The sequence below is a fragment of the Amycolatopsis sp. TRM77291 genome (assembly GCF_054166285.1).
Genome location: NZ_JBSZHF010000001.1, coordinates 998021 through 1023204 on the forward strand (window position 1 = coordinate 998021; position 25184 = coordinate 1023204).

Annotated in this window: 27 protein-coding genes and 1 pseudogene; 17 read left to right on the forward strand and 11 right to left on the reverse strand. The window is 65.9% G+C overall.

Annotated features, from left to right (window positions below):
* Complete coding sequence (locus tag ACXIZN_RS04785) at nt 1–486, reverse strand: NAD(P)-binding protein (RefSeq protein ID WP_457952740.1); 486 nt, start codon at nt 484–486, stop codon at nt 1–3.
* Between the two features lie 264 nt (nt 487–750).
* Here ACXIZN_RS04785 and ACXIZN_RS04790 point away from each other — a divergent pair, with 264 nt between their 5' ends.
* From ACXIZN_RS04790 to ACXIZN_RS04805, 4 genes are read left to right on the forward strand one after another with little or no spacing between them, the layout of a single operon-like run.
* Nucleotides 751–1773 carry an ion channel gene (locus tag ACXIZN_RS04790; protein ID WP_457952741.1) on the forward strand — a complete coding sequence of 341 codons (1023 nt, stop codon included), beginning with the start codon at nt 751–753 and terminating at the stop codon, nt 1771–1773.
* A 37-nt stretch (nt 1774–1810) separates the two neighbouring features.
* A complete protein-coding gene (locus ACXIZN_RS04795; RefSeq protein ID WP_457952742.1) occupies nt 1811–3172 on the forward strand; it encodes a TrkH family potassium uptake protein in 1362 nt (453 codons plus the stop codon).
* Nucleotides 3162–3824 (forward strand): potassium channel family protein, encoded by a 663-nt coding sequence (locus tag ACXIZN_RS04800; RefSeq protein ID WP_457952743.1) that lies wholly within the window; start codon nt 3162–3164, stop codon nt 3822–3824. The genes ACXIZN_RS04795 and ACXIZN_RS04800 overlap by 11 nt, the downstream gene beginning before the upstream one ends.
* Nucleotides 3825–3844: 20 nt before the next feature.
* Entirely contained in the window at nt 3845–4702 is an 858-nt protein-coding gene (locus ACXIZN_RS04805; protein ID WP_457952744.1) for an SAM-dependent methyltransferase, read from the forward strand.
* A gap of 83 nt (nt 4703–4785) precedes the next feature.
* On the opposite strand, the gene ACXIZN_RS04810 is transcribed toward ACXIZN_RS04805, so the two are convergent.
* From ACXIZN_RS04810 to ACXIZN_RS04840, 7 genes and pseudogenes are all read right to left on the reverse strand, one after another.
* Entirely contained in the window at nt 4786–4941 is a 156-nt protein-coding gene (locus ACXIZN_RS04810) for a hypothetical protein (RefSeq protein ID WP_457952745.1), read from the reverse strand.
* Nucleotides 4942–4951: 10 nt separating this feature from the next.
* On the reverse strand, nt 4952–5596 hold the full coding sequence (locus ACXIZN_RS04815; RefSeq protein WP_457952746.1) for a cation:proton antiporter domain-containing protein: 645 nt from the start codon (nt 5594–5596) through the stop codon (nt 4952–4954).
* Between the two features lie 29 nt (nt 5597–5625).
* Nucleotides 5626–5892, reverse strand: coding sequence for a hypothetical protein (locus ACXIZN_RS04820; RefSeq protein WP_457952747.1), 267 nt, complete (start codon nt 5890–5892; stop codon nt 5626–5628).
* Nucleotides 5889–6614: a hypothetical protein gene (locus ACXIZN_RS04825; RefSeq protein WP_457952748.1), complete on the reverse strand. Its 726-nt coding sequence runs from the start codon at nt 6612–6614 to the stop codon at nt 5889–5891. The genes ACXIZN_RS04820 and ACXIZN_RS04825 overlap by 4 nt, the downstream gene beginning before the upstream one ends.
* A 371-nt stretch (nt 6615–6985) precedes the next feature.
* Nucleotides 6986–7501 carry a DUF2637 domain-containing protein gene (locus ACXIZN_RS04830; RefSeq protein ID WP_457952749.1) on the reverse strand — a complete coding sequence of 172 codons (516 nt, stop codon included), beginning with the start codon at nt 7499–7501 and terminating at the stop codon, nt 6986–6988.
* Nucleotides 7502–7542: 41 nt separating this feature from the next.
* Nucleotides 7543–7710: pseudogene (locus ACXIZN_RS04835) on the reverse strand (DUF2637 domain-containing protein); the annotation flags it as partial.
* 179 nt (nt 7711–7889) lie between these two features.
* Nucleotides 7890–8489 (reverse strand): zinc ribbon domain-containing protein, encoded by a 600-nt coding sequence (locus ACXIZN_RS04840; RefSeq protein ID WP_457952750.1) that lies wholly within the window; start codon nt 8487–8489, stop codon nt 7890–7892.
* Here ACXIZN_RS04840 and ACXIZN_RS04845 point away from each other — a divergent pair.
* From ACXIZN_RS04845 to ACXIZN_RS04875, 7 genes are all read left to right on the forward strand, one after another.
* Nucleotides 8484–8777, forward strand: coding sequence for a colicin E3/pyocin S6 family cytotoxin (locus ACXIZN_RS04845; RefSeq protein WP_457952751.1), 294 nt, complete (start codon nt 8484–8486; stop codon nt 8775–8777). The two genes, ACXIZN_RS04840 and ACXIZN_RS04845, sit on opposite strands and share 6 nt — an antisense overlap.
* Before the next feature lie 1314 nt (nt 8778–10091).
* A complete protein-coding gene (locus ACXIZN_RS04850; RefSeq protein ID WP_457952752.1) occupies nt 10092–11039 on the forward strand; it encodes a cold-shock protein in 948 nt (315 codons plus the stop codon).
* 761 nt (nt 11040–11800) lie between these two features.
* Nucleotides 11801–12148, forward strand: coding sequence for a PadR family transcriptional regulator (locus tag ACXIZN_RS04855; protein WP_457952753.1), 348 nt, complete (start codon nt 11801–11803; stop codon nt 12146–12148).
* Nucleotides 12145–13185, forward strand: a complete 1041-nt coding sequence (locus ACXIZN_RS04860) for a hypothetical protein (RefSeq protein WP_457952754.1) — start codon at nt 12145–12147, stop codon at nt 13183–13185. The genes ACXIZN_RS04855 and ACXIZN_RS04860 overlap by 4 nt, the downstream gene beginning before the upstream one ends.
* 84 nt (nt 13186–13269) lie before the next feature.
* Nucleotides 13270–13761: an Rv0361 family membrane protein gene (locus tag ACXIZN_RS04865; protein WP_457952755.1), complete on the forward strand. Its 492-nt coding sequence runs from the start codon at nt 13270–13272 to the stop codon at nt 13759–13761.
* A gap of 421 nt (nt 13762–14182) precedes the next feature.
* Nucleotides 14183–14455, forward strand: coding sequence for a hypothetical protein (locus ACXIZN_RS04870; RefSeq protein ID WP_457952756.1), 273 nt, complete (start codon nt 14183–14185; stop codon nt 14453–14455).
* Nucleotides 14456–15463: 1008 nt separating this feature from the next.
* Nucleotides 15464–16669, forward strand: a complete 1206-nt coding sequence (locus ACXIZN_RS04875; protein WP_457952757.1) for a M24 family metallopeptidase — start codon at nt 15464–15466, stop codon at nt 16667–16669.
* Between the two features lie 41 nt (nt 16670–16710).
* Here the strand turns inward: ACXIZN_RS04875 and ACXIZN_RS04880 are convergent, their stop codons facing one another.
* On the reverse strand, nt 16711–17205 hold the full coding sequence (locus tag ACXIZN_RS04880) for a VOC family protein (protein ID WP_457952758.1): 495 nt from the start codon (nt 17203–17205) through the stop codon (nt 16711–16713).
* A gap of 341 nt (nt 17206–17546) precedes the next feature.
* Between ACXIZN_RS04880 and ACXIZN_RS04885 the strand changes: the two genes are divergently transcribed.
* The 3 genes from ACXIZN_RS04885 to ACXIZN_RS04895 are packed head-to-tail and all read left to right on the forward strand — an operon-like array spanning nt 17547 to nt 18919.
* Complete coding sequence (locus ACXIZN_RS04885; protein WP_457952759.1) at nt 17547–17996, forward strand: hypothetical protein; 450 nt, start codon at nt 17547–17549, stop codon at nt 17994–17996.
* Nucleotides 17997–18024: 28 nt separating this feature from the next.
* Complete coding sequence (locus ACXIZN_RS04890; RefSeq protein WP_457952760.1) at nt 18025–18453, forward strand: hypothetical protein; 429 nt, start codon at nt 18025–18027, stop codon at nt 18451–18453.
* 37 nt (nt 18454–18490) lie between these two features.
* Nucleotides 18491–18919 carry a hypothetical protein gene (locus ACXIZN_RS04895; RefSeq protein ID WP_457952761.1) on the forward strand — a complete coding sequence of 143 codons (429 nt, stop codon included), beginning with the start codon at nt 18491–18493 and terminating at the stop codon, nt 18917–18919.
* A gap of 64 nt (nt 18920–18983) precedes the next feature.
* On the opposite strand, the gene ACXIZN_RS04900 is transcribed toward ACXIZN_RS04895, so the two are convergent.
* The gene (locus tag ACXIZN_RS04900; protein ID WP_457952762.1) at nt 18984–19172 is read right to left on the reverse strand and encodes a hypothetical protein; all 189 of its coding nucleotides are present in this window, start codon (nt 19170–19172) and stop codon (nt 18984–18986) included.
* Nucleotides 19173–19567: 395 nt separating this feature from the next.
* Between ACXIZN_RS04900 and ACXIZN_RS04905 the strand changes: the two genes are divergently transcribed.
* The gene (locus ACXIZN_RS04905; protein WP_457952763.1) at nt 19568–20362 is read left to right on the forward strand and encodes a class I SAM-dependent methyltransferase; all 795 of its coding nucleotides are present in this window, start codon (nt 19568–19570) and stop codon (nt 20360–20362) included.
* 34 nt (nt 20363–20396) lie between these two features.
* On the opposite strand, the gene ACXIZN_RS04910 is transcribed toward ACXIZN_RS04905, so the two are convergent.
* Nucleotides 20397–23339 (reverse strand): BTAD domain-containing putative transcriptional regulator, encoded by a 2943-nt coding sequence (locus tag ACXIZN_RS04910; RefSeq protein WP_457952764.1) that lies wholly within the window; start codon nt 23337–23339, stop codon nt 20397–20399.
* Between the two features lie 261 nt (nt 23340–23600).
* Here ACXIZN_RS04910 and ACXIZN_RS04915 point away from each other — a divergent pair, with 261 nt between their 5' ends.
* Both ACXIZN_RS04915 and ACXIZN_RS04920 read left to right on the forward strand, forming a co-directional pair.
* Nucleotides 23601–23972, forward strand: a complete 372-nt coding sequence (locus tag ACXIZN_RS04915) for a TetR-like C-terminal domain-containing protein (RefSeq protein ID WP_457960459.1) — start codon at nt 23601–23603, stop codon at nt 23970–23972.
* A gap of 136 nt (nt 23973–24108) precedes the next feature.
* Nucleotides 24109–24234, forward strand: coding sequence for a hypothetical protein (locus tag ACXIZN_RS04920; RefSeq protein ID WP_457952765.1), 126 nt, complete (start codon nt 24109–24111; stop codon nt 24232–24234).
* Nucleotides 24235–25184: the final 950 nt, after the last annotated feature.

Consider the following 25184-nt stretch of genomic DNA (forward strand, 5'->3'; position numbering starts at 1 on the left):
TCAGCTCTCGTCCCACCTCGGATGACCGAGCCGGTCGTTGAGCGATCGCCCACGGTGTGCGCGACGGACGGCGGCGCTCGAGCAAAACTCCGGCCAAGGCATGGCCGGCGGCCTCGGCGGTGACCACCGCGTGGTCGGCGCCGACGCGCGGGCAGTGGGCACGTGAGCGTCTTCTCGCACAGCGGTCACGATCATCGCGGACGGGCACAGTTCACGTGCCAGCATCGTCGACATCACCGCGGTTTGATCCGGCACCAAGGCGATGACGATCCGATCGACCTCTACGGAGGCCACCCGCGCCAACGCGACGCGATCGGTCCCGTCGCCACGCAACGCACGGGCGCCCAGTTCGGTGGCCGACCGGACCGCGTCCGCGTCGGCATCGAGCACGACGAGGTCAGCGGCATCAGCGCCACAGGCGAGCAGATGACTAGCGGCGCTGGAGCCGGTGACACCGAACCCGACCACCAGTGTCTGACCGTGCATTCAGGACCTCCGCGAGGACCCTAGTGAGACACGCCTGAATTGTCCGCATGCGCCAACGGTTCCTGACGCGATTTTGATAGCCCCAGGTCGAGCACGCGACGGGCGTCAAAATATCGCAAAAATTGATCCAGCGAGGTTGCCGGTGCAGGCGGATTCTGCCGGTGGCAGCGAGGCCATCAATTTCGTGTTGTTATGTCCGGCTCTTCCGGATAAGGGCTACGGTGGCCCACGACATGGGCGGATTCGTGCTGGTGGGAGAGTTGCGTGCCGATCATTCTCATGCGGCTTCTGCGGAAGTTCGTACGCTTGCGGACCGGGTTGCCGCCGCTGGTCGTGATCGTGTTCGTCTTCGCGACGAGCTGGCCGCTGATGCTGCTTGCCGAGCCATCGGGCAACCCGATCACAGAACCGGAGAACTACTGGTGGTGGTTCGTCGTCACCGCCGCGACGGTGGGATACGGCGACTTCTATCCGGAGTCGTCGTGGGGGCACGTGATCGGCGTGTATGTCATCGTGGGCGGAATCGTCACACTGACGACCGTGTTCGCCCAGCTGGCGGAGATCATCGAGAAGACGAAAGGGCGCCGGATGCAGGGGGCGGTCACGCTGGACATCGAAGACCACGTCGTCGTGCTGGGGTACTCGCCAGGGCGGACCCAGCGCATCGTCGACGAACTGGTCGCGGGTGGAGACCGCTCGATCGTGCTCGCCGCGTGGGACGAGGTCGACACCCACCCGATGGCCGACCGCGGTATCGGCTTCGTCCGTGGTGATCTCGCCGAGGACGACGTCCTGCGGCGCGCCTGTGTGCACCGGGCGAACAGCGTGCTGATCGACGCGCGCGACGACAACGAGGCCTTGGCCGTCGCGGTCACCGTCGATCATGTCGCGGCAGGGGCGCATATCGTGGTCGCTCTTCGCGACCTCGGCAAGGAGGCGCATTTCCGTTACGTGAACGACGGAATCCGGTGCGTCCAATGGCACAGCCCGCATATGGTGACCGAAGAGATCCAGGCACCGGGAATCACCGAGGTCTACGCCGAACTGATGACCCATGGCGGTGGCAACACCTACACGCTACGGCTGACCGAGCCCTCGACCTTCGGCGATTGCCAGGCAGCGTTCGGATGGAGACACAGCGCGACCGTGCTCGCCGTCCGGACCGCCGATCAGCTGCTGATCAGCCCACCGTGGAAGACCGCTCTCCCCACTGGGACGGTGCTCTACTACGTCGGGCACCGTCCGATCACACCTGGCCAGCTCACCGCCGCGATGGCGGCTTCGTGACTGTCCGGAAACCGATCGAGCTTCGTGGTGGGCCGTGGTGAACTCGTTCCTCGGTACCGGGCCGTGGTGGCGTCGGCTGATGCCGAGCTGGCGGCACCCGGCTCGCGTGGTCGTGTTCGGCTTCGGGATGGCGACCGTGGTCGGCACGCTGCTGCTCACCCTCCCGATCGCGACAGAGTCCGGTGAGTCCGCCGGCGTGGTGAGCGCGTTGTTCACCGCCGTGTCGGCGATCTGCGTGACCGGCCTCGTCGTGGTGGACACCCCCACCTACTGGTCGACGTTCGGCGAGCTCGTCGTGCTCGGCCTCATCCAGGTCGGCGGGTTCGGCATCATGACCCTGGCGTCGCTGCTGACGCTGCTGGTGTCGAGACGGATCGGTCTGCGGATGCAGCTCACCGCTCAGGCCGAGACGAAAACACTCGGGCTCGGCGACGTCCGCACGGTCATCCGCGGTGTCATCCTCGTCAGCCTTGGTATCGAGGCGATCATCGCCACCGCACTGACCATCCGGTTCGCCACCGGCTACGGCGAACCCATCGGGCGCGCGATATATCTGGGGATCTTCCACGCGGTGTCGGCGTTCAACAACGCGGGTTTCGCCCTGTACACCGACAGCCTGATCGGATTCGCGACCGACCCCTGGATCTGTGTACCGATCATGCTCGCGGTGATCGCCGGCGGCCTCGGCTTCCCGGTGCTGTTCGAGGTACTCCGGCGACGTCACCGGCGGCGCTGGTCACTGCACACTAAGATCACCGTGCCCGTCTACTTCGGACTGTTGCTGATCGGGACCGTGGCGGCGCTGTTGTTCGAGTGGGGAAACACCCTCGGCAAGCTCGACTTCCACCACAAGCTGCTGGTCGGCTTCTTCCACGGTGTCATGCCGCGCACCGCCGGGTTCAACAGCCTCGATGTCGGCCAGCTCCAGCCGTCGACGTTGTTCGTCAACGACATCCTCATGTTCATCGGAGGCGGCAGCGCGGGCACGGCCGGAGGCATCAAGGTCACCACGTTCGCGTTGCTCGGATACGTGATCTACGCGGAGATCCGCGGCGAACCGACCGTGCATGTCATGGGCCGCAGGCTCGCCGACCAGGTCCAGCGCCAGGCCTTGACCATCGCTCTGCTCGGTGTGGGTGCCGTCGTGGCGGGCACTCTGGTGCTGCTGTCGGTCACCTCGTTCCCCTTGGACGACATTCTCTTCGAGGTGACGTCCGCGTTCGGCGCGGTCGGCCTGTCGACCGGTATCACCGCGCAGCTTCCCGTCACCGGCCAGATCGTGCTGATGGTGCTGATGTTCCTCGGCAGACTCGGCCCGATCACGCTGGCGTCCGCACTGGCACTGCGTGAACGCGCGCGGCGCTACGAATATCCCGAGGAGCGACCCATTGTCGGATAAGCAGGTTTCCCGTGTCGTCGTGATCGGTCTCGGCCGGTTCGGCAGCTCGCTCGCGTCAGAACTCGTCGCCCGGGGGTCAGAGGTGCTCGGGATCGACTCCGACCCGAAGATCGTCCAGCGGCACGCCGACGACCTCACCCACGCCGTCGTCGCCGACACCACCGATCCGGACGTGATGCGCCAGCTCGGGGTGCACCAGTTCTTCCGTGCCGTCGTCGGTATCGGCACCGATCTGGAAGCCAGCATCCTCACCACCGCGCTGCTGGTCGACTTCGACATCCCGAACATCTGGGCCAAGGCGATCAGCCGCCAGCACGGCCGCATCCTCGAACGGATCGGCGCGCACCATGTCGTGCTGCCCGAACACGAGATGGGCGAACGCGTGGCCCATCTCGTGACCGGCCGGATGCTGGACTACATCGAATTCGAGGACGACTACGCGATGGTCAAGACCCGTGCGCCGGAAGAGGCGGTCGGGCGCCAGCTGGGTGACAGCCGGCTGCGGTCGAAGTACGGCGTCACCGTGGCCGGGGTCAAACGACCCGGTGAAGGCTTCACCTACGCCACTGCGGACACCGTGGTGAACCGGGGCGACGTGCTGATCGTCGCCGGACGGACCGCCGAGGTCGAACGAGTGGCGGACTTGACCTGACCAGGAAATGGGGGAGTGCGATGACGGGCACGGTGACCGGGACCGCGGTCGGGCCGATGGTGATCGCGGCCGTGGAGCAGCACCATCCCGCGCGACGGCGCCTGGTGCAGGATGAGATGGCGATCCAGGTTCTCCCCGCCGCCGTGAGATTCCTTGCCCGGCTGGCCAAGTGGCGGGTGGTCCGGGATCTGCTGGTCGCTGCGTCGGAGAAGAAGGCTCCCGGGATCTGGGGCGGCATCGCCTGCCGCAAGCGCTATTTGGACGAGATGTTCACCGAGGACCTGCGCGAGGACGTCGACGCCGTGGTCGTGCTGGGCGCCGGTCTCGACACACGTGTCTATCGCCTGGCCGTGCCCGCGGGGGTCCGGGTGTTCGAAGTGGATCTCCCGGGCAACGTCGAGGACAAGCGCAAACGGATCCGGGTGCCGGACGCGGTGACGCTGGTCCCGATCGACTTCGAGAACGACGACCTGGAGACCGTCCTCAGCGGACACGGATACCGGCCGGACGGCGTCACGATGTTCGTCTGGGAAGGAGTGACCCAGTACCTGACCGAGGTCGGTGTCCGCAAGACGCTCGATGTCGTGGCCAAGGCCGGTTCCGGAAGTCGGCTGCTGTTCACCTACGTGCGTAAGGACTTCCTCGACGGAACCGCGATGTACGGCGCAGAGGCGCTGCACCGGCAGTTCGTCGAGAAGGACCGGATCTGGCGGTTCGGGCTGAATCCGGACGACGTCGACCGGTTCCTCGCCGAGTACGGCTGGCGTGAACTCGAGCAAGTGGGCTCCGATGAACTCACAGCTCGATATGTCCGCCCGTCGGGACGGTCCACACCGGTCTCGGACCTGGAACGAACCGTTCACGCCGAAAAACTCTGACGAACCCGTCACCTGTCCGGGTCGGTGCCGGAACGGGCACGCTTCCATGTCAAGGCCAGCCAGAGCAGGCTGTGACGAACCCGTCACCTGTCCGGGTCGGTGCCGGAACGGGCACGCTTCCATGTCAAGGCCAGCCAGAGCAGGCTGAAGACGGTGATCGCCACGTCCGGGTCGGTGCCGGAACGGGCACGCTTCCATGTCAAGGCCAGCCAGAGCAGGCTGAAGACGGTGATCGCCACACCCAGCGAATCAGTCCAGTGACCGGTAAGCGCACTGTAGTTCCACCCAGCACCCAGCCGAGCACCGTGGAAAGCTGCAGCGCGAACACCAGGCGGGCGTGACGCCTCCCATCAGGAACTCTCGTTCTGCGGCAGCTTTTCCGGTCGGCCGGTGGGCAGATTGTCCGGTGGTTCGATGCGCAGTGCCTTGGCGACCGGGGACGTCGGTTGAGGAGTGCAGCACGATCGACAGTGCGATGGTGATCGCGACAAGGTCGAAGACATGCTCTCCCTCCGGGATCCCGGCTTGTAGTGCGAGGAGTCCGTAGACGACGGAGGCGAATCCCTTGGGGCCGAACCAGGCCGCGACCGACCGTTCCCGGACGGGCAGCTGGGTGCGGAACAGGGAGAGCATCATCGCGGCGGGCCGAACCAGGACGATCGCGATCACCGCGACCGCCCAGTCACCGACGCTGAGGTGAGACAGCCGTTCCGGGGTGATGAGAGCACCGAACACCAGGAGAGCGGCGCATTTCGTCGTCTCGGACAGCAGGTCGCCGAGATGCTCGAAGTGCTCAGCCGATACCCGATCCATTGTGGCCAGTGTGGCGCCGGCCGCGAACGCGGCGAGGTAGGGATTGGCGTGGGTGAGGTGGCAGGTCGCGTACAGGATCACCGCGCCGCTAACGGCCCCAGTGCCTGGAGTCATGGTTCGGCGGTGAGTACTTTCAGCCGCCAGGCGAGACCCCCCGTCGCCGAATGGGTTTCCTGAGTTCCAGGCCCGATCGGGACTGTCGCCGAGCGGCCGGGGGCGCGCCGGTGGCCGCCGGGCCGGTACTGCCCGGTCAACCCGGTCATCTCCTGGAACACGCGCAGGTCAGCGGGGGAGACGAGCCGGACGTGACCGAGCAGGTCTCTCATCGCGACGAGTTCGCCGGCGGGCAGCATCCCGGCGACGTCGTCGACGGTCAACCCGCTACGTACCTTCGGTTTCGGATGCCACTGCCCGCACGGCCTCGTCGGGCGAGCACGTCTGCTCCGGCTCCCCAGCGGGCATCGTCCGTCGAAGGCGCTGATCGTGCATTTCGTCCTGACCATCGTCCGAGGACCGATCGCGGTCGCGGTCCCTGTTCCTGCACCGTGCTCCACGGCACGTTGTCGCAGCGCAGGGACGGCACCGCCGAGAACCAGGGCGGCGTGCCGTCGGAATCCAGAAACCACACCGGCAGCCAGCCCGCGCCGAACGACTTCGTGGTTCCCGTCTTCACCAGGCTGGGCTCATCGCCGAGTGCTGAACATCGATCCCGGTCCGGTACGGGCCGTCGATCGCGACATCGAGCCCCGTGCCGCGTCCGGTCGGGTGCTCGGCTGAGTACCCGGTAGCCGGCATCCTCCGCGGCGCGCTGCCAGTACTCTTTCTGCCGACGGTGCTCGTCGGGCTCTCCGCCGATCGCATGCTGTTCCTTGCAGGAACCGCCGGGAAAGTGCACCGCCCAGAACCGGCCGCCGCGTAACCGGACGAACATCTCGGCGCCGTCGTCATCGTCTGGCGCCTGCCGGCACAGCAGGACCCGATCACCACGGTCGATCGCTCCTCGCAAATCCTCGATCAGCGTGAGGCCCTCGGGGCAGAGCTTGGCCAGATCGAACAGCCGGCCTTCTCCGGCTCTGATGTAGCGCACCAACGTCGACATCGGCGCCTCCCTGTGACAACTCCCAGGGTACGACCGGGGTCCGACAGGTCTGATCGCAAAAGACCCGCGTCGCGAGTCGAGCCGGTTGGTGACCGTGAGGTTTGCTCTAACGTCGGGGGTGTTGATTCGACGAGTCCTCGTTCTGGTGTGTCGACGTGTGGCCGTGGGGTTCTGTGGTGTCGTCGCTGGGGGCTTGGGCGGCGTTTCGTGTGGATGGTCTGACTCGGGTTCTATTGGGGTTGTGTCCGGGATCGCGCCCTGTTGGCGCCATTTCGGAGGATGCGGCGCCCGTAGTTGTGGGTTCCGGCGATGCGGTCGAGTTCGGCTCCGGACGGTGTCCGGCCTTGTGAGCGTTCGCGGAGGTAGTGAGCTCACATCAGTTGTTCGGCGGTTGCGGTGTGTGGGCGGTCCGGTTCGTCTGGTCTTGCCGCTTGGTGCTCAGTTGGGGCCAGCGTGGATAGGCTTGTCGTTTCGGGTGGTGTGGCGGGTTGGTCGCGGGGTGCGAGCTGTAGATCGGTGGGTTCGGCGCGGTGTCGTTTGAGTGCTCGGTTGAGGAGTTCGACGGCGAGGATCAGGGCCAGGGGAGGGCAGGCCGCCACGGTCACTCCGAGGATGCTGAGGTCTGGTGTGGAGCCGACGTTGGCGCAGAGTGAGAGTGAGATGCCGAAGACGAACGTGAGCCATGCGGTCCAGTGGCCTTGTGTTCGGTCGGTGTCGGCGGGTTTCCAGAGTTCGACGGTGGCGATCGTGAGGAGGCCGTCGACGATGAGTGGCCAGATGGCGGCGGTGGTGTGGTCGGCGCCGAATTGGAGGGCGAAGTCTCGTCCGTGGCGGTAGGAGGCGTAGGCGGCGCCGAGGGCGACCAGGGCAGTGCAGCCGCACTGCACGGCAAGAGCCGGTTCGCGCCACGGGCCGGACGATGTTGCTNGATGGCGGCGGTGGTGTGGTCGGCGCCGAATTGGAGGGCGAAGTCTCGTCCGTGGCGGTAGGAGGCGTAGGCGGCACCGAGGGCGACGAGGGCTGTGCAGCCGCATTGGACGATCAGCGCCAGGTCGCGCCGTGCGTCGGACAGCGTTGCTCCGTTTGAGTTGCTCATGGCCGTCACCTGGCCGTGCGACGTCGCCGCTCAATCACGGTCGTCGCAGAGATCCGAAGCTCACGGGGCATTTTGGTCCGTGAGGTACCTGTTGGAACCGCGCCGGGGGCACAGACAACATCCCCACAAGCTCCGGCGCGGGAGTTCGTGGGAGGGCGTCACGTCGGTGATCCTTTCCGCTACGGCGTCGCTGCAAGGTCCGCTTCGTCCAGCTCAGTGATCTTGGCCTGGAGTTGCTTCTCCTCTTTGGGGAGGTTGTTGTAGCGATCCCGCAGTGCGGCGGTGAAGGGATCGTCAGGGTCGCCTCGCTGCGCCTGTTTCAGGATCGATGCTTGTTGTTTGGCTATCTCGGCCAGCTTGCGCTGAACACGGTCTCGCCCGGACTCTCGTTCTGCTGTCGCATGATCGTCGACGTCGGCCAGGTCGGCCTCCAAGATCGTCCTCCGGTCGGGGCCGAAGACTCGGTCGGCGAAGAACTTGGCCACGGCGTCCAGAACGGCGTCCTCGCGAAGGTAGAGGACCTTTTCATGGTCGGCGAACTTGTCTGCACGGGCTCTGTTGTTGTTATTCGGTCGGCAGAGGTAGTACGCCCGGTCATGACGCGAGTCGCCGAACATCCGTCTTCCGCATTCGTGGAACATTCGCCCGCGGAACAGATAGGTCCTGGCTGTGGCCGGCTGTTTGTTCGCTGGCTCGGTTGCGTCCCTCGATCCCTGGCTGAACTTCCGGCCCGCGTTGATCGCGTCGTACATCCACTTCGGGATCAGCGGCTCATGCACAGGGGCAGGCGACCAGATAAGAACCTTCCGGGCTTTCCTGACGCCGAGTATGTCGGTAAGGGTTCCCCGAAATCAGGTAGAGGGTATCGAGCTCGTTGGTCGATGCCGGATGGTCGGGTTCTTGAATGGGATTCCGCGCCTGGCGCTATTGAAATGTGGGTAAACGGAAAAACAACGCTAAGCATATGGGTGAGTTTGATCCCAATTCGGGTAGTCGGCTACCAGGGAAAGCCGGTTCCTGGACGTAAGCCGGGGGCTGATGGCCAGATGGGTGCTGGAGAGATTTGATCAGTCGTCGGGGCGTCTTTGCGGGCGACACAAGCTCACGGGGCGCTCAGACGATGATGTTAGGTTGCTGCTGGGGCTAGACAATCTTGGAGACGGAGATCTGTTTTACCTTCCTGAGGCTGCGCTCTCAGGGCTCTCGACCCGATTCGACTTGGAAGTATTTTCTGAGAAGTTCGAGTATCTGCTTGGGAGAGAATCTTCTGGTTCATGATCGGTCTGATCGCTGGTCTGCGGCATCGAGGGCTGGCCGGTTTCACTACTGACGCTCAGTTGGCGATGATGGACGGCCGGGCAGGCCGCCGCGTGCAGCCTGCTCAAAACCGGCTGGGAAGTTCTGACCGCGTTACCATGGGGCCAGATCCTCAAAGTGGGAACATCCGACGGCTTCCAGGGCGAGCTGTGTCAAGCGAATCCTCTTCCCCAGAACGGCTCTCCCCGGCCTGGCGTCGTGAGTTCTTGAGGATGTCCGAGAGCGATGCGGGATCAGCAACCCGGCCCTCGGCGGCAAGCATCGCGGTCCGGATCAGGTCCAGGACGATATCGCGAGGTTTTTCGCCGGCTCCGAGCCGCTCCAGTGCCCGGGTCGGTGTTTCGGAGTTCGTGTCCTGACCCGCTGTCTCCTCGAAGCCCAACCCGTCCTGGGGGTTGGCCAGTGCATACCAGCGCTGTTAGGCCAAGCGGGTTTACCGTCGGAGCTATTGAACGGTGCGCACGTGGATACCTGTGCGCGGGGCAGGAGCTCGCGAGGGCACGGAAGGTGGTGCACAGCCGGGCGGAGAGCGGCGTTCCGGGATGGGTGAGCCCGATGCTGGCCGCAGCACGACCGGCTACTGGTTCGGCTGGGTTCAGTTCATGATCGATGACGGGCGCGGCGCCGCGAGGGCAGGTCAGTGGTTCCGGGGTGTGCGCTCCGACCGCGCGATGAGAGCCACTAGCGCCGAGGTCTGGGACGAAGAAGCCAAGAGGCGTGGGCTGGGCACGTTCCGTCAGCGTGCGTGGACCGGCCGATAACCACTCTCCGGAGGTCTCGTTAAGGGCCGTGTAGCGCTGTAGTTCTCCTGCGAACGGCAAAAGTCTCGGGGTCGCGCCAGGGGTCCGGCGCGGGTTCGGCAGACATTGGAGCCTTGCGGGATCTTGGTAACGCCCATCTGGCGTGCGGCGTCTTAGATCTGGTCTCAAACTCGGCGTGTCGCTAGGTGAACCTACGGCCCGCCCCTGGCTCCGCACCGCCCGCCTGTGGGCCCGGCCCGACGGACCGGAGGTCTGTCAGGGAGACTGGGGGCCAGTGCCCGCCCTCTCGACCTGGAGCCTTTGATGCCGCAAGGAACTGTCCGTTGGTTCGACGCCGAACGGGGTTTCGGCTTCCTCGCGCCCGAGGACGGCTCGCCGGACGTGTTCGTGCACGCCTCCGAGATCGTCGGGGACGGCGGCGCGAAAGTGCTCCGCGAGGGTCAGGCCGTCGTGTTCGAGGTCGGCGAGAACGACCGCGGGCCCCAGGCGCTGCGCGTTCGCGTCACCGCCGATGCGGCCACCGGCAGCGCCGTGGGCCTGCTCGGCACCGTCAACTGGTACGAGCCGGGCAAGGGGTACGGCTTCGCGTCGCCGGACGGCGGCGGCGCCGACATCTTCGTGCACAGCTCCGCCATCGTGACCGGCGGCGTGGTCACCGAGGGGCAGCGGGTGGCCTTCCTGATCGTCGAAGGCGAGCGCGGCCCGCAGGCCGGGCACGTGATCCCGCTGGGAGCAGGGGCCGGCTCACCCGCTGCGGCTGGTATCGCGGACGGTGCCGACGGCACGGTGGCCTGGTACGACGAGGACAAGGGCTTCGGCTTCATCAACCCCGACTCCGGCGCCGGGGACGTCTTCGTTCACGCCCGGGCCCTGGCCGAGGGGCTGACGTGGCTCGCGGAGGGCGACCGCGTCGCCTACGAGGTGGCTAGTGGAGACAAGGGCCCGCAGGCCCGCGACGTGCACCTGGTCCGGGGCGCCGAGCCCCAGACGGCGCCGCAGCGGTCGGCACCTGCCTCGGCCGCAGGGCCGGCGGCGCGGGACGTGCCCGTACGAGGCGGCGAGGGCGTCGTCGCGCGCTACGACGGCGACCGCGGCTTCGGCTTCATCACCCCGGACGCAGGTGGCGACGATCTCTTCGTCCACGCGTCCGTGATCATGGGGTCGGAGCCGCTGCAGAAGGGTGACCGGGTCCGGTACGCGGTGCGTCAGAGCGACCGGGGCCCGCAGGCCGACCGTATCGAACGCCTCTGAAGAGGCGGCCCCACCGATGGCTGATCACTTCCCGACGAGAGTACTCGTTCATCCCCGTCGATGGTGCCGTCAGCAACGCGGCTGCAGCCTCCTCCAGGAGATCGATCTCCCTCGTGGTGACGGGGGCCTTGTGTCGACCCGAGGACCTGCTCCGCGCTCAGAAGCTCACCAGTCACCCCCACCCGGCGACACAGAGCTACCGATGTATCCCAAACGAGTGAATGGATGCGTTAGACCTGGTCGCAGAGCTCGATCTTTATGAGCCGGCGGACGTTGATCACGGTGCAGGCCAGCGTGAGTAGGCCAGCGTGGTGCGTTCGGTCCGGTCGTGGCGCAGCCCGAGGCGTTTGAACCGCAGCAGCCAGGAGAGCCGGCTACCGGCTGGGTACCTGAAGCGGACCCGGGCATCGATGCGCGGCCGCGTCGAACTGGTTCTCCTCGGTGCCCCTGCTCGCCCTCCTGGTGCTGGCCTACCCGCTCGCCAAGGCGGTGGGCGTAGTGCTCGGGACGTTCGTGGACCACGGCTTTTGCCCGCGGGGCACCGGCTGCGCCGACACGGGGTCGGCGCCGATCAGCTCCGGACCTCCGGGGCCTTGAGCAGGTAGCAGCGCTCTGGTCCAGTCTGTACCGCTCGATCGCGGGTCGACGCGCCGTTCATGGGGAACGCGCTCGCCGGTGCCGTGTTTCGATCCGGCGCCGGCGACGCCGGTACACCGGCTTCCGCATGACACAATATATCGGTTCGCGATATATTGCGTTCCATGGCAGGTCGAACGATGACGGAGCAGGCGTTCTTCGTCCTCACCGCGCTGGTGGACACGACGCGTCACGGGTACGGGATCGTGGGCGAGGTGAGCGATCTTTCGGACGGCCGTGTGCGGCTGAAGGTCGGAACGCTGTATGGCGTGCTGGACCGGCTGGTCGCGGACGGCCTGGTCGAGCCGGACCGGGAAGAGGTCGCCAACGGGCGGCTCCGCCGGTACTACCGGCTGACCGAGGCCGGGCGCACAGCCCTCGCGGCCGAGGTCCAGCGGCAGGCCTCCAACGCCCGTGCCGCCGCGGAACGGCTGCGCGCGTGGCGGCCCGCGGACACCGGGGGCCTGGCATGAACCGCCTGGAGGACCGATACCGGCGGGTTCTGCGACTGCTTCCCGCCTCCTACCGGCAGGCGTGGGAAGAGGACATGGTCGCCACTTTCCTGCAGAGCGAGCAACCCGAGGACGCCGAAGACGCGGAGTTCGCCGCCGACTACGGTCGGCCGAGCCTGCCGGAAGTCGCCAGTGTCGTGGCACTGGCGGTGCGACTGCGGCTCGGGGGTGACGGCTCGCCGCCCCGTTACCTCGCCTGGGGTGAGACGGTGCGGCGGCTCGCGCTGGTGGGGCTGCTCGTGCAAGCGGTGGCGGCTCTCGCCGGTCTGGGGGCGGGCCTGTGGTCTCCCTGGGTGACGAACGTGGTGGCCGTCGATCAGGTCGCCGACGTGCAGGCCCTGCTCGGGTTGGTGTGGGTGGCGGCCTATTTGTCCCTGGTGACCGGGCGATGGCGCTCGGCGCGCCTGCTCGCGGCACTGGCACTGGCCCAATCCGTGGTCTTCTTCGCCGTGGATTTCGCGACCGTCGACGGGGCGTACGGCCTCGCCCGGGTCACCGGGCTCCTCGTGGACGCGATGCCGGTGCTGGCGCTGGCCGCGTTCCACCGGCCGGCTTCACCGGTGAAAGCACGGCCTTGGCTCATCGCGCTGCCGGTCGGTGTCTCCCTCCTGACGATCGCGCTGCTGCTCACCTCCTTCACTGCTCCGGCCTTGGTGGACTGGCCAGGCGTGGTCTGCACCGCTGTCTTCGTCGCCGCCGTCATGTACTTGAGCGTGCCCGGGATGAGCTGGCGAAGCGCCACGGTGTCCTGGTCGACGACACTGGCACTGTTCGCGCTCACCGCACTGGGGCAGCGTGTCGTGACGCTGATGGACTACCTCCAGTTCGCCGCGCGAACCGCGGACCTGGACGTCATGATCGCGATCGCCGCCGTGCAGGCCGCGGCGGTACTGGTGATAGCGACGCCGCTCACGATGCTTGCTGTCAAGGCGATGCGCACTCTGCCGGCGGTCGCCGCCCCGGTGAAATCGTCCACGCCACCCGGAGAGACTGACTGACCAGACGATCGCTTCGGCCACGGCGTTTCGCCGTGCTGGATCGTTGTCATCAAGTTTTCATCAGAGCGCACTAACGTTCGTGCGGTGATCGAACCACAGTGGCAGCAGGAAGCATCGCCGAAGAAGAAGTCCAACGCGGGCTTGATCGTCGGCATCGTGGTGGGGGTGCTAGGTCTCGCGGGTGGCGCTGTGACCGCGCTGGTCGTCACCCTGAACGACGGCGGGGGCGGCGCGGCCGAGTCCGGTGGTGACATGCTCGCCACCGCCGAAAGGTTCGTCCAGGCGTATAACAAGGCGGTCGATTCCTCAGATCCGGCTGCGCTTCCGCTCGACGACTACGTGTGCGCCGCCAATCACGACGAGGTCGCTCAGCAGTTGAAGGACGGGACCGCGCAGCGGTACGGGCTGCGGCTGAGTGTCCAGGCGGTGACTCAATACAGCGGCGGCGCCGAAGGCAACGTCACCATGTCGCTCGAGAAACAGGGTCGGGCACACCGCGAATTGTCGATCGAGGCGAACCGGGCCGATGGCCGCTGGAAGTTGTGCGGACGCAAGTTCGACCTCAGTCCGCGCTGAGTTTCAGTCCGGTCGGCCGAAATCGCCGGCAGCCGCAAGTGCCGATCCCTTCGGCGTAGCCAGCAGGTAGCAGTGGGATCCCGTCGGACGGTTGTTCTCGATGGGAGCTCGCGGAGCGTGCTCGCCGCGCGGACTTTGACCACTGGCGACGTTGCCGGCGTCCAATCTCCGCCGAGATACTCCGGATGCAGCTTCGGGTTAGCGCGGCAAGCCGGACGAGCAGTGGTACCTGATCGCCGAACGATGTCGGACACGTCAACCAGTTTCTGTGCCAGCGTACTGGCCGACAGCTTGTGCAACCGCTGGAGCCTGTTCATCCCAATGACGCTGATCTCGGCGGATACCTCGGTGCAAACCCTGAATCGGCGCGGCATCACGGCACCACCGTGGACTTTGTGCGCCATCGGAAAGTTCCGCTTGCTTGGACAAGGAGCTGATAGACGTCAAAGACGCTCTGGTTTCATTCTTGAAAACCACGTGTGCGCGCTACTATGAAGCAGGCGAGCGGCTTTATGGTGCGGCCCGTACATACGTCGGCGTCGAGGTCGACAATGAAGAAATATTGAAGGCGTTGAAAGACGATCCCGATCTTAACGGTGACCGTGACGGGAACGGCGGATCGGTGGACAAACACGTTAAGAAAAGCAACCGCGACGATATTGAAGATTATCCCGTGCCGTATGTACACGGCTGAGGTCGGTACTTCAAGTCCCGTGGATGCGAACCGACACGCCGGGGCTGAGGTCCGGCGGGATGAGCACGGAGTGGGATGACTGTTGATGCTGTGACGACACGGGCATCGACGAGCACGGAGGCCGGCATCTCGGCCTCCGTGCAGGAGCGGCGGGTCGCGGAGATGACCGAGCAGTTTCTGGCCGTCGAAGCCACCCGGATGGGCGACCCGAACGCGGCGGCCGCTTGGAGCAGCTCACATCGCCGCCCATGTGCGTACCCAGCGGCTCCTGGCCGAGCTCCGAAGCATTCTTCAGTCTGGTGCCTCGACCTCCGATGAGGGCGCGACGACGCCGAGCGTGCAAGGTCGGTCACTCCGGTGGGCGCGTTCGGCCACATCGGCGTGTCAGAGTGCTTGAGTGGCTCGCCCGCATCAGCTGCTCCCCGCGGGTCGACCGGGCGCCTGCCAAGGCGACGGGTTCGCCGGCCCGGTGACGTGTCACGGCTTGTACAGGGAGAGGCCAGCGGCGCCGGAGCGGGCAGCGACTTCGTTGGCGAGTCGGGTGTTCTCGACGGTGAGCCCGCCGGATGCGTTCTTCGTAGAGGTGCGGACCATCGTGTCGGCGTAAGCGGCGTTGCGCGCAACTTGTGCACCGCGAAACGTCGGTTCCGGCAATCCATCCGGTCGATAGCCGCGGACTCCGATGTCCCGCCATGTCCGGTACATCCGTGCGCCGGGAAACACTCCACCCGATCCCTGCCTGCATCCGGCCGCCGCTCCGCCGCTGTCTCCAACTCCCATTGCAGACCCCGATTCCGTGGATGCGTCCGTGCCCGGCACTGAACAATCGGCGAGTGGTCAATGTGTCTACCTCGGACAGCGTGAGGAGGCCATGCGGGTCAGAGCCCACAGCGGGGCGAGCCGTCTGTCCCGCGCGCGTGCATCGATGGCGGCCGAACGGGGTATGCGCCGGATGGTGGATTTCGTCGGTCACCAGGGCTGTTGGGGCCCTCGAACGAGAGGAAAGGGATGGCCCGGATCGAGAAGGCCGAATCGACGTCACCCGGGGCTGCTGAGCTGGCTCGGATGCGGGCGTACCGATTGAAGCGTGTTCAGCAGTCGCTGAGTGAGGCGGGCTACGCGGGCGCCGTGCTCAACGATCCGGTCAACATCCGATACACCACTGACGCGCGAAACATGCAGTTGTGGACCATGCACTTCCCGAGCCGATATCTGTATGTGCCCGCCAGCGGGCCTACGATCCTGTTCGAATACCGCGACGCCGACCACCTCAGCGAGGAGTTGGACACCATCGGAGAGGTGCGGCAGGCGGTCGCGGTCAATCACATATCGGGTGGTCCCGAGGTGGCCGACCGGGCAAGGGACTGGGCCGCCGAAATCGCCGATCTGGTGGACGGGCAAGGCCCGCTTGCGATCGACCGGACCAGTGTGCCGGAGCTGTCTGCGCTGCAAGAGGTCGGCGTGGAGGTGCGGTACGGGCAGAGTGTGCTGGAGCGCGCCCGGATGATCAAGTGCGGTGAAGAGGTCGCGTGCATGCGCACATCGCTGGAGGTGGCAGAAGATGCCCTCGCCGAGGTGGCTGAGGCGAGTTCACGTCCTGGTATGAGCGAGAACGAACTCTGGGCGATCCTCAACCGCGTGAACGCCGAACAAGGTGGGGAATGGATCGAGACGCGGTTGCTGAACTCGGGGCCGAGGACCAGGCCGTGGTATCAGGAAGCCGGGCCTCGTAAGGTCGAAGCAGGAGATCTGGTGTGCTTAGACACCGACATGATCGGCCCGTTCGGTTACAACGCCGATGTGTCCCGGACCTTTCTCGCCGGGGGCGGACGGCGAAGCGGAACGCAACGAACCCTCTACGCTCTCGCTCGGGAGCAATTGGAGCACAACGCCGCTCTGTTGCGTGCAGGCCTGACTTTTCGGGAATTTCGTGATCGGGCCTGGCTGCCACCCGAAGGCTATCGCGAGCATAGTTTCGGCTATGTGCACGGTGTGGGGATGTCGGTGGAATACCCCCAGGTGCCGCCTGTGTATGAAGCGCGGACACCATCCTACGACGGTACATTCGAAACCGGAATGATCATTTGCGTGGAAAGCTATGTGACCGCTGATGACGGCAACGAAGGTGTCAAACTGGAAAACCCGTACCTGATCCGACCCGGCAGGGGAGAGCAACTGACGACCTTCCCGTTCGAGGACGCTCTGTCAACCTGAACAGGTGCGAGAACGGGGTGAGCTGCCGGGGAAAGCGCCCTTCACCACATCGGATGTGTGAGAGGGGCGCTTTCGGTTCGGGCGGTGACGTCAGCCGGTGGAGCCGATGAGTACGTGCGAAAGCTGACGACGGCTATGCCGTGTCCCAGGGAGTAACGCCAGGGCATGTGCTGCAGGCACCAGGTGTTGCCGTCGGGGTCGGCGAAGTACGCGTAGAACACTCCGCCGAGGTCTTCGACGTCGCTGATTTCGACGCCGCGTTCGGCGAGTTCGGCGCGGGCCGCCTCGATGTCGGCGACCACCAGGTGCAGTCCGCGCAGTGTTCCCGGAGGCATGTCGAGGGTGGGGAGGCCTTCGGCGAGGGTGATCGAGCAGGCCGAACCGGGTGGGGTGAGCTGGACGATGCGGACGCCGGGCTTCGGGTTGACGTCGACGTCGAGGCGGAACCCGAGCCGGTCCTGGTAGAAGGTTTTGGCCCGTTCGATGTCGGTGACCGGCACGGGCACCAGTTCCAGTAACAGCTTGCCGGGCGGCACGGGCGGGTGCCGGAATCTGCGGGAAAGGGCGATCGGTTCTGCCTTGGATCGGTGAGTGGGTCAACGCGCCGCAGTATTACGGCGACGACAGCGGAACAAAGGACTGATGGCCCAACAGCATCAGCTCCCACCGCAAGGTGAGCGTGGATCGCTGCACCCGGTGGTTCGGCTGGGGGCATAGCGAAGGCGGTGAGTGACTGGATCCTCGCCGCGGCGGCCGGGAAAGCGCGATGTAAGTGCGGGGAAAGCGGCGGCTGCCATGGTCTCACTGGTGAAGGTAGTCGGGGCTGTGGCCGGGCCGCTCCGATTACGCCATCGACGGTCCGGCTCGAGGGGAACAAATGCGTAGTCGCACGAAGAAGGCGATGGTCGCCATGGCCTTGGCGGTCGCCGGTCTGGGGATGTCCGCCGGCACGGCGGTCGCCGGCACGGAGGCCTCCTGGTACTCGAGGTACGGCTCGTGGAACGATCCCGAGGACAAGGGCGGGATCTCCCTCTACGAGGGGAGGTACAAGCCGGTCAGCGGCGGCAAGACCGAATACGTCCTGGGCCGGTTCAAGGCTTACGGCGAGACGCTGACGATCATGGATTACCACGACAACAACCGGCGCGCGATCGTCAAGCTCTGGGTCGGCGGTAGTGGCCCTGCGGTGTTCTACGGCGACGGAGACCGGACCGAGCGCGCGGTGCCGCTGTCGTACGACGAGGGCCAGACGGTGTACCTGCAGGTGTGCACCTCGGATTCGCCGAACGCGGAGTGCTCGCCGAAAGAGGCCAAAGGCCGGACCTGATAGAGGGGGAACGAAAATGCGTAGCCGAATGAAAAGGGCAGTTGTGGTCGCGGCCGTGGGGGCCGCGAGCATGGGGATCTTCGGGGGAACGGCTGTGGCCGAGCCCGAGGCGACGTGGCACAAGTCCGGGGCGTCGTGGAATGACCCCAACGACAAGGGTGGTGTTTCCAGCTACGAAAAGGCCGCCAAGACCAGCGGCAACGAAATGGTGATGGGGCAGTTCATCGCGTACGACGAGAAGCTCACCCTCTGGGATGAGCACAACAACGGCCGGAAGGCGATCCTGAAACTTTGGGTCGGCGGCAGTGGTCCCGCGGTGTTCTATTCCCACGGCGACGGCACGACCCGGGTGATCGACGAGTCCTATGACGAGGGCCAGACGGTGTACCTGCAGGTGTGCACGTCGGATTCGCCGAACGCGGTGTGCACGAAGAGGCAGGCCAAGGGCGTGTCCTGAACGAACCGGATTAGAGGGGAAAGTTATGCGAAATCGGATGAAGAAGGCAGTGGTGGCCGCGGCGCTGGGGGTCGCAAGTATGGGGGTACTTGGGGGAACGGCCACAGCCGATCCCTCGGCCTCCTGGCACAAGTCGCATGCGGCGTGGAACGACCCCAAGGACGACGGCGGCATCTCGATCTACGAGCAGGCTTCGAAGGACGGCACCGACGAATACGTGATGGGGCAGTTCACGGCGTACGACGAGGTCGTGACGATCTGGGACCACCACAAGAACGGCCGGAAGGCGATCGTCAAGCTCTGGGTCGGTAGCAGCGGCCCGGCGGTGTTCTATGCCCACGGTGACGGGACGAAGCGGGTGATCGACGGGTCCTACGACGAGGGTCAGACGGTGTACCTGCAGGCGTGTACGTCGGATTCGCCGAACGCGGTGTGCACGAAGAAGCTCGCCAAGGGCAGGTCCTGAGTCTGATCGGGGGATGAAGGGGGAACACGCCCCGGGTCTCCGCCAGGGATCCGGGGCGTGCCGCTCATGACACGAGGTCGAGGAACTCCCAGCTCGGTTCGGGTTCCGCTCCGTTGAGCCGGTTCCCGCAGTTCTGCAGGAGCACCGGGCCGGAAGTGATGTGCTGGGTCCACGTGCCGAGATCACGCAGGAACCGGTCGATCGGACCGCGCCGGTTCGCCGCCGTCCACGAGCACGGTATCCCCTGCGTCATCACCGCCACCCGAGTTCGATGTGTCGCCATCGCCGGCCACCGTGTCGACGGGCAACCGGTCCGGCTCCCGAACCGGAGGCGGCCGGGTATGCCTTGGTGCCGCACACCCCGCAGACGCAGAAACCAGTGTCAGCAGAACCACCGCGAACATCGCGACATGTGGCCGGAACCATGGGCGTGCCGAGCCGTCCGTGCTCAATTCATCCTCCTTGCCGTGGCACGCCGGAATACTGCACCACGGCACTTTCTCCTCGCTTACATGGTGTGCGGGGAATGCCGCGACAGTCCGTGTGCATCGCGCTTCACCGGTGATCTCCCGCGCAAGTAAGTGGCGTGAAAGCGGGTGGCGCGACAATTCACCGGAGCAAGCTCACCCGACGCGAAGGACCGCTTTCATGAGCGACGACTACATTTTCGGTACTGGCTCTGAACTGGGCCGCCTGCACATGGACTACCTGGAGCAGCTGCTTGACGGCCCGACGGTCGAGTGCCTCGAGAAGGTGAACCCGCAACCGGGCTCCCGCTGCCTGGACCTCGGCGCGGGAGGCGGCTCGATCACCCGGTGGCTGGCAGACCGTGCCGGGCCGCAGGGAAGGGTAGTCGCCGTCGATCTGGCCCCCGACTACATCACCGAAAAGGCCGGCGTCGAGGTGTATCGTCACGACATCAACGACGGTCTTCCGGACGAGGGGCCCTACGACGTCATTCACGCTCGTCTGCTCCTGCTTCACCTGCCATGGCGAGACGAAGTCTTCAAGACCCTCGTCGATGCCCTCGCACCTGGAGGCTGGTTGGTGATCGGCGAGTTCTCCGGACGCCCGCTGACTCCGCTGTCGGCTCCAAGCGAGGCCGATAAGGCACTGTGGGTACGCATCCAGCACGTATCCCACGACATCGTGGGCACCGCCCGGGGAATCAACCTTGAGTGGGCGCACGAGGTCGGCGGTCGGATGACAGAGGCAGGTCTGGTGAACGTCCGCAGCCTGGAGCGTTCCGAGACGACCGTCGGCGGCGACGCCGCGTGTCTGCTCCACCGAAATCTCAACATCCAGGCGGAACCGTTGCTGGTGGCAGCGGGGGTGACCGCCGAGGAGTTGCGGCGTTATCGCGAGTTGATGCTCGACCCGAGGTTTCGCGCTTGGTTCTACCAGTTCGTCTGCACCAGGGGACAACGGTCCGCCAACGCGTAAGCGGACCGGACGTGGCATTGGTCGCCGCTGGGGTTCAGACTTCTGTGGTTGCGGTCTCTCGCTGGGCGTTGGCGATCTTTTCCTGGAGCTCGATGATTTTCGGTGCTCGAACTTCCCGGTAGCAGGTGAGGGCGAGTTGCCAATGGTCGATGGCCTTGTCGTGCTCGCCGCGACGGTGGTGGACGTCTCCGAGGCCGTCGAGTGCCCTGGCTTCCTCGTAGCGAACACCAATGTCGGTGGCCGCAGCCAGTGCCTCCAAGTGATACCGGCGGGTGATTTCGGTCGAAGCTCCCGCGGCGGCGTAGGTCTCGCCCAGCCCGTTCAGCGTCGTGGCTTTGAGCTGTGTGTCGGTGAAGTTCTCCGCCATCGCCAGCGCCTGGTGCTGGTGCCGTGCTGCCTGCTCATGGTCACCCAGCCGAAGGTGGATCGTGCCGAGGCGGTGCAACGTGATGACCTCGAACACTGGGAAACGTGTGCTTCGCGCGAAGGTCAGTGCTCGATGGGCGAAGGCGAGTGCGTCGGAATACCGGCCGATGTCGCGGTATGCCCCGGCGAGACCGTACGAGGCTTGGAACTGCCCAGCTCGGTAGTTGTGCCTGTCGACCGTGGCGAACGCGGGAGCCAAGTACTCGAGCGCGACGTCGGGCCGTCCCTGCCGCAAGTGGAGCTGGCCCAGGGCGGTCAGGGGCCACTGTTCCATCAGCCGGTGTCCGAGTTCGTGGAACAGCTCCGCTGATCGGAGCAGGTGACCGATTCCCTCCTCTACCCGGCCCGCGAACCCGCACAGGGCGCCGAAGTGGTGCAGCGTTGCCGCCTGGAACAGCGGCGCACCTGCTTTCTGGTGCAGGGCGAGGGAGTCCTCGAAGTATCGTGCTGCATCGTCGAACCGGTGCGCGCACAAACTCACCAGGCCGAAGGTGCGGAGCGAGATGCCCTCGGCGACGAGATCGCCGTGCTCGCGCGCGGTGTCGAGGGCGTTGGCTTGCAGCTGCCAAGCCTCGTCGAGGTACATACCGGCGTCGAAATACCACGACAGCACCCTGGACAAGCTGGTGGTGTACGCGGGTAGATCCCGCTTGGCCGCCGCGGCCGCCCTGAGCAGGTTGGTGCGTTCGGCGTCGAGCCACCGCAGCGCGGCGTCGTAGGAGGACAGGTTCGGTGCCGCGGTGACGTCGGCGTTGACGGTCAGTTCGCTGATCTCCAGACCGTTGGGCACGATGAAACGCACGGCCATCGCCGCGGTGTAGAGGTAGTAGTCGAGCAACCGGGCGAGCGCGGAAACGCGTTCGGTCGCGGTGTCGATTGTCCCGGCGAGCTCGGCCGCATAGGTCGCGAGAAGGTCATGCAGGACATAGCGGTGCTCATCGGTGACGTCGACGAGGTTGGCCCGCACCAAGGTGTCGAGCAGGCGCCGGGTGGTCCTCAGGTCACCGTTCCCGGCGAGCGCGGTGAGGGCATACGCGTCGACGTCGTGCCCGGGATGGACACCGAACATCCGGAACAGCCGAGCCGTCTCGGGGGCAAGGTTGCGGTAGGACGAAAAGAACACCGCACGCACCGACGCGTCCGGGTCGTCGCCGCTGTCGAGCAGGTCCAGCCGGGCGTGCTCATCGTCGAGTTCGGTGACGAGGGCGGCCAAGTGATCCGGATGCTCGCGAAGCCGTTCGGCGGCGATGCGCAGGGCCAACGGCAATCTCACGCAGCGTTCGATCAGCTGGGTGGTTTCTGCGGACTCCTCGGTGCAGCGGTCGCCGAGTCGTTCGACGAGCAGAAGCCGGGCTTCACGGAAGGACATGCGTCCGAGGCACACGCGGTGAGCACCTTCGCGCGCCACGAGCCCGCCGAGGGAGTCCCGGCTGGTGACCACCACGAGGCACATGGGCGCTCCGGGAAGGAGAGGACGTACCTGTGCGGCGGAATGGGCGTTGTCGAGCAGGATCAGCAGCCTCTTCCCGTCGACCACGGAGCGGAATCGTGCCGCGCGCTCCGTCAGTTCCTGGGGGATGGCACTGCTGTCCATCTCGAAAGCGCGCAGAAACGAGGCCAGCGCGTCCTCGGGAGACATCGGGCTATCGGGGCCATATCCACGCAGGTCGACGTACAGCTGACCATCCGGGAAACGGTCTTTGACGCGATGGGCCCACCGCACTGCGAGCGCTGTCTTGCCCACGCCGCCGGTTCCCGTGACCACCGCGACCGGGGTCTTGCCGTCAACCTCGGCGAGCAGCTCGTCGAGTGCGGACAAGTCGGATTCGCGTCCGACGAATCCGGAAATGTCGTGCGGAACCTGCGCCGGGACTCGGGCCGGCGCAGGCTCCGGTGTGGAGAGCTCGATCGGGTCGCCCCGCAGGATCCGGTTTTCCAGCGCCCGCAGCTCCGGCCCCGGATCAAGGCCGAGTTCGTCGGCAAGGACACCCCGTGCGTGGCGATAGGCCGCCATGGCGTCCGCCTGCCTGCCACCCTGGTACAACGCCGTCATCAACAATCCGTGCAGCCGCTCCCGGAGCGGGTGCCGCCGCACGAGCTCGGTCAGCTCACCGGTGATCTCGCCGTGCCTCCCGCAGCGAAGCTCCGCAGTGTAGAGGTCCTCCACCGCGAGCAGCATGCGCTCCGAAAGACGCTGGACCTCCCCGATCAGCTCGGGAACATCCACTCCCTGATACGGCGTGCCACGCCACAGCCCCAACGCTTCACGGATCAGCTCCGCGCACCGACGTGGGTCCCGCGCGGCGACCCTGCTCGCCTCTTCGAGCAGAACGTCGAACCGATGGGCGTCAAGCTCATCGGGCCCCACACGCAGGCAATAGCCGTCAGATCCGAAGGAAAGCCGTTCGGGGACGTCCAACAACGCCCGTATTCTGTGCATATGGACCTGGAGCCGCTGCAGGCTTCCCTGGACTGGCCCGGCGCCCCACAGCGCGTCCACGAGGACATCCGCGGACACCGGCTCGTTCGCCCGCCCGAGCAAGACCGCCAACAGACTCCTGCGCAAGGTCCCGGCCACCGTGACCACCTCGCCGCCCCGACGCATCCGCAGCGGACCCAACACCTCGAACCACATATCTCAGCCACCCCCGCACCAGCATGGTAAGCGGCGAAAGATTCTTCCACCACGTCACACGCTGGGAAAACCCCTTTTGGCGTTCATTCACTTGGAGCGATAGCACCGATCGAGTCGCAGTACGAGACCTGCAAGTGGCGCGAGAGCAGCAGACGGTCAGCATGGTGATTCCGCTGGATCTTCGCCAGCCCGATCACCCCGTCGAACCGGCGGCCGGACTCGGAACGCCACCAAGCCGCACAACGGTTCGAGCAGGTGCTACGGGATCTCACGGTCGAGCTATGGCGGACACGCCCGTTCCCGGTACCCGAGCGAGGTGACCTGCCCGAGTCGTTGTGGGAGCAGCTGACCGCCTATTCCGCCACCATCGGAGGACAACTCCCACCCGAGGCCGCGCACGTCTTCCTGTCCTGCTGGACCCGGCTGTACGGCTTGCTGTGCATGGAAGTCCTGCACCAGCTGGACTTCGCCTACTCCGACCTGGAGCCCGTGTACGAAGAATGCCTGCGCGAGCTGACCGGAATCCTCGGCCTCGACCAGAAGTCGTGACGCGCGAGGCGCCGCAAGAATCGTTGGAGCACCGCCGCCGTCCGCCATTGCGGCGCTACCGAACCGAGTCGTCTAGCCGAGGCCTGCAATTGTTCATCCCGGGTGGCCTTCCGAGTACCTAAGTCCTCTGGCTTCGATGACTTGCCGGACAGGCGATCCGGCGGGCAGGGCCCGTGTCGCGGCCGGGGTCCTGAACTCCGAGTACGCGGGCTACACGACGTTCCTCGGCGGCGATCTCACGGCGACGCGCTGTCGGCGGTGACCGACAACTTCTACCACTCCTACTACCAACGCGGCCGCCTGTGGCGGGCTCAAGCACCTGCAGATCGCGAGCCGGCACTTCAACATCAAACTCCGTGATCTGGCCATCGCTCTGGTCGAGCATCTGGGCACGCCCCGGCCGAGCAATCCGGCGGCCTGCCCAGCGTTACTCCGGACTACGCCGCCCGCCGCGCCGCGCAACAGACCTGGGCCGCGATCATTACCGATATCGATCCGCCTCGGTGACCGGCTCGAGGTCTGAACCGGCCACCCTGGTGCGACGTATCGGCTTCGTGCGATCGATACGGTCAGTACGTCGCACGACTCGCATACGTCGTTACCGTCGTTCACCCGACTGAATTCGCGCAACACTCCGAGGGCGATCCACTCGGCGGGTACGGATCGTGGACGCCGGGCAGGTCACGGCGGCAGCGCAACTCGGGTAACCGGCCCCGTGCGGAGCACGTGCTCACCGCGGCAGTACGCCAGCGGCGCCGACTCGCCGATGCCCGCCTCGTCACGCACAAACAGAGCGCCAGAACAGTTGTCGAGTGACTCCGCGATGCCAGGAAGCTCCACCTGTCGCCCCGCTGACGTCGCGGTCTGTTTCGTCGAGTTCCATCCGGGTGTCGTTGTTGTAGGCGTCCCGGACAGACTGCGCATGCCGTGGTGACGCTGCAGGCGGTCGTGTATGGGGTCGCATGGGCCATGAGTCGGCACTGCCGCGGTGCTGCTTCGACGCGACGCCCGGCTACGCCGCGTCGAAGCAAATGGCAAACGGTCGAAACTCAGGCTGACCGCAGCGAAAGGGAGAATCGAGGCGCTTATGGCTAGCGTGTTCCTGTCGCATTGGCGTGCTGGATGTTCTAGGACGTGAACAATCCTCGTATGCCCCGTCGTTGGTGGATGGCCGAAGCCCGCCTGCGCTATTTCGCGCGTGGATCGCACGGA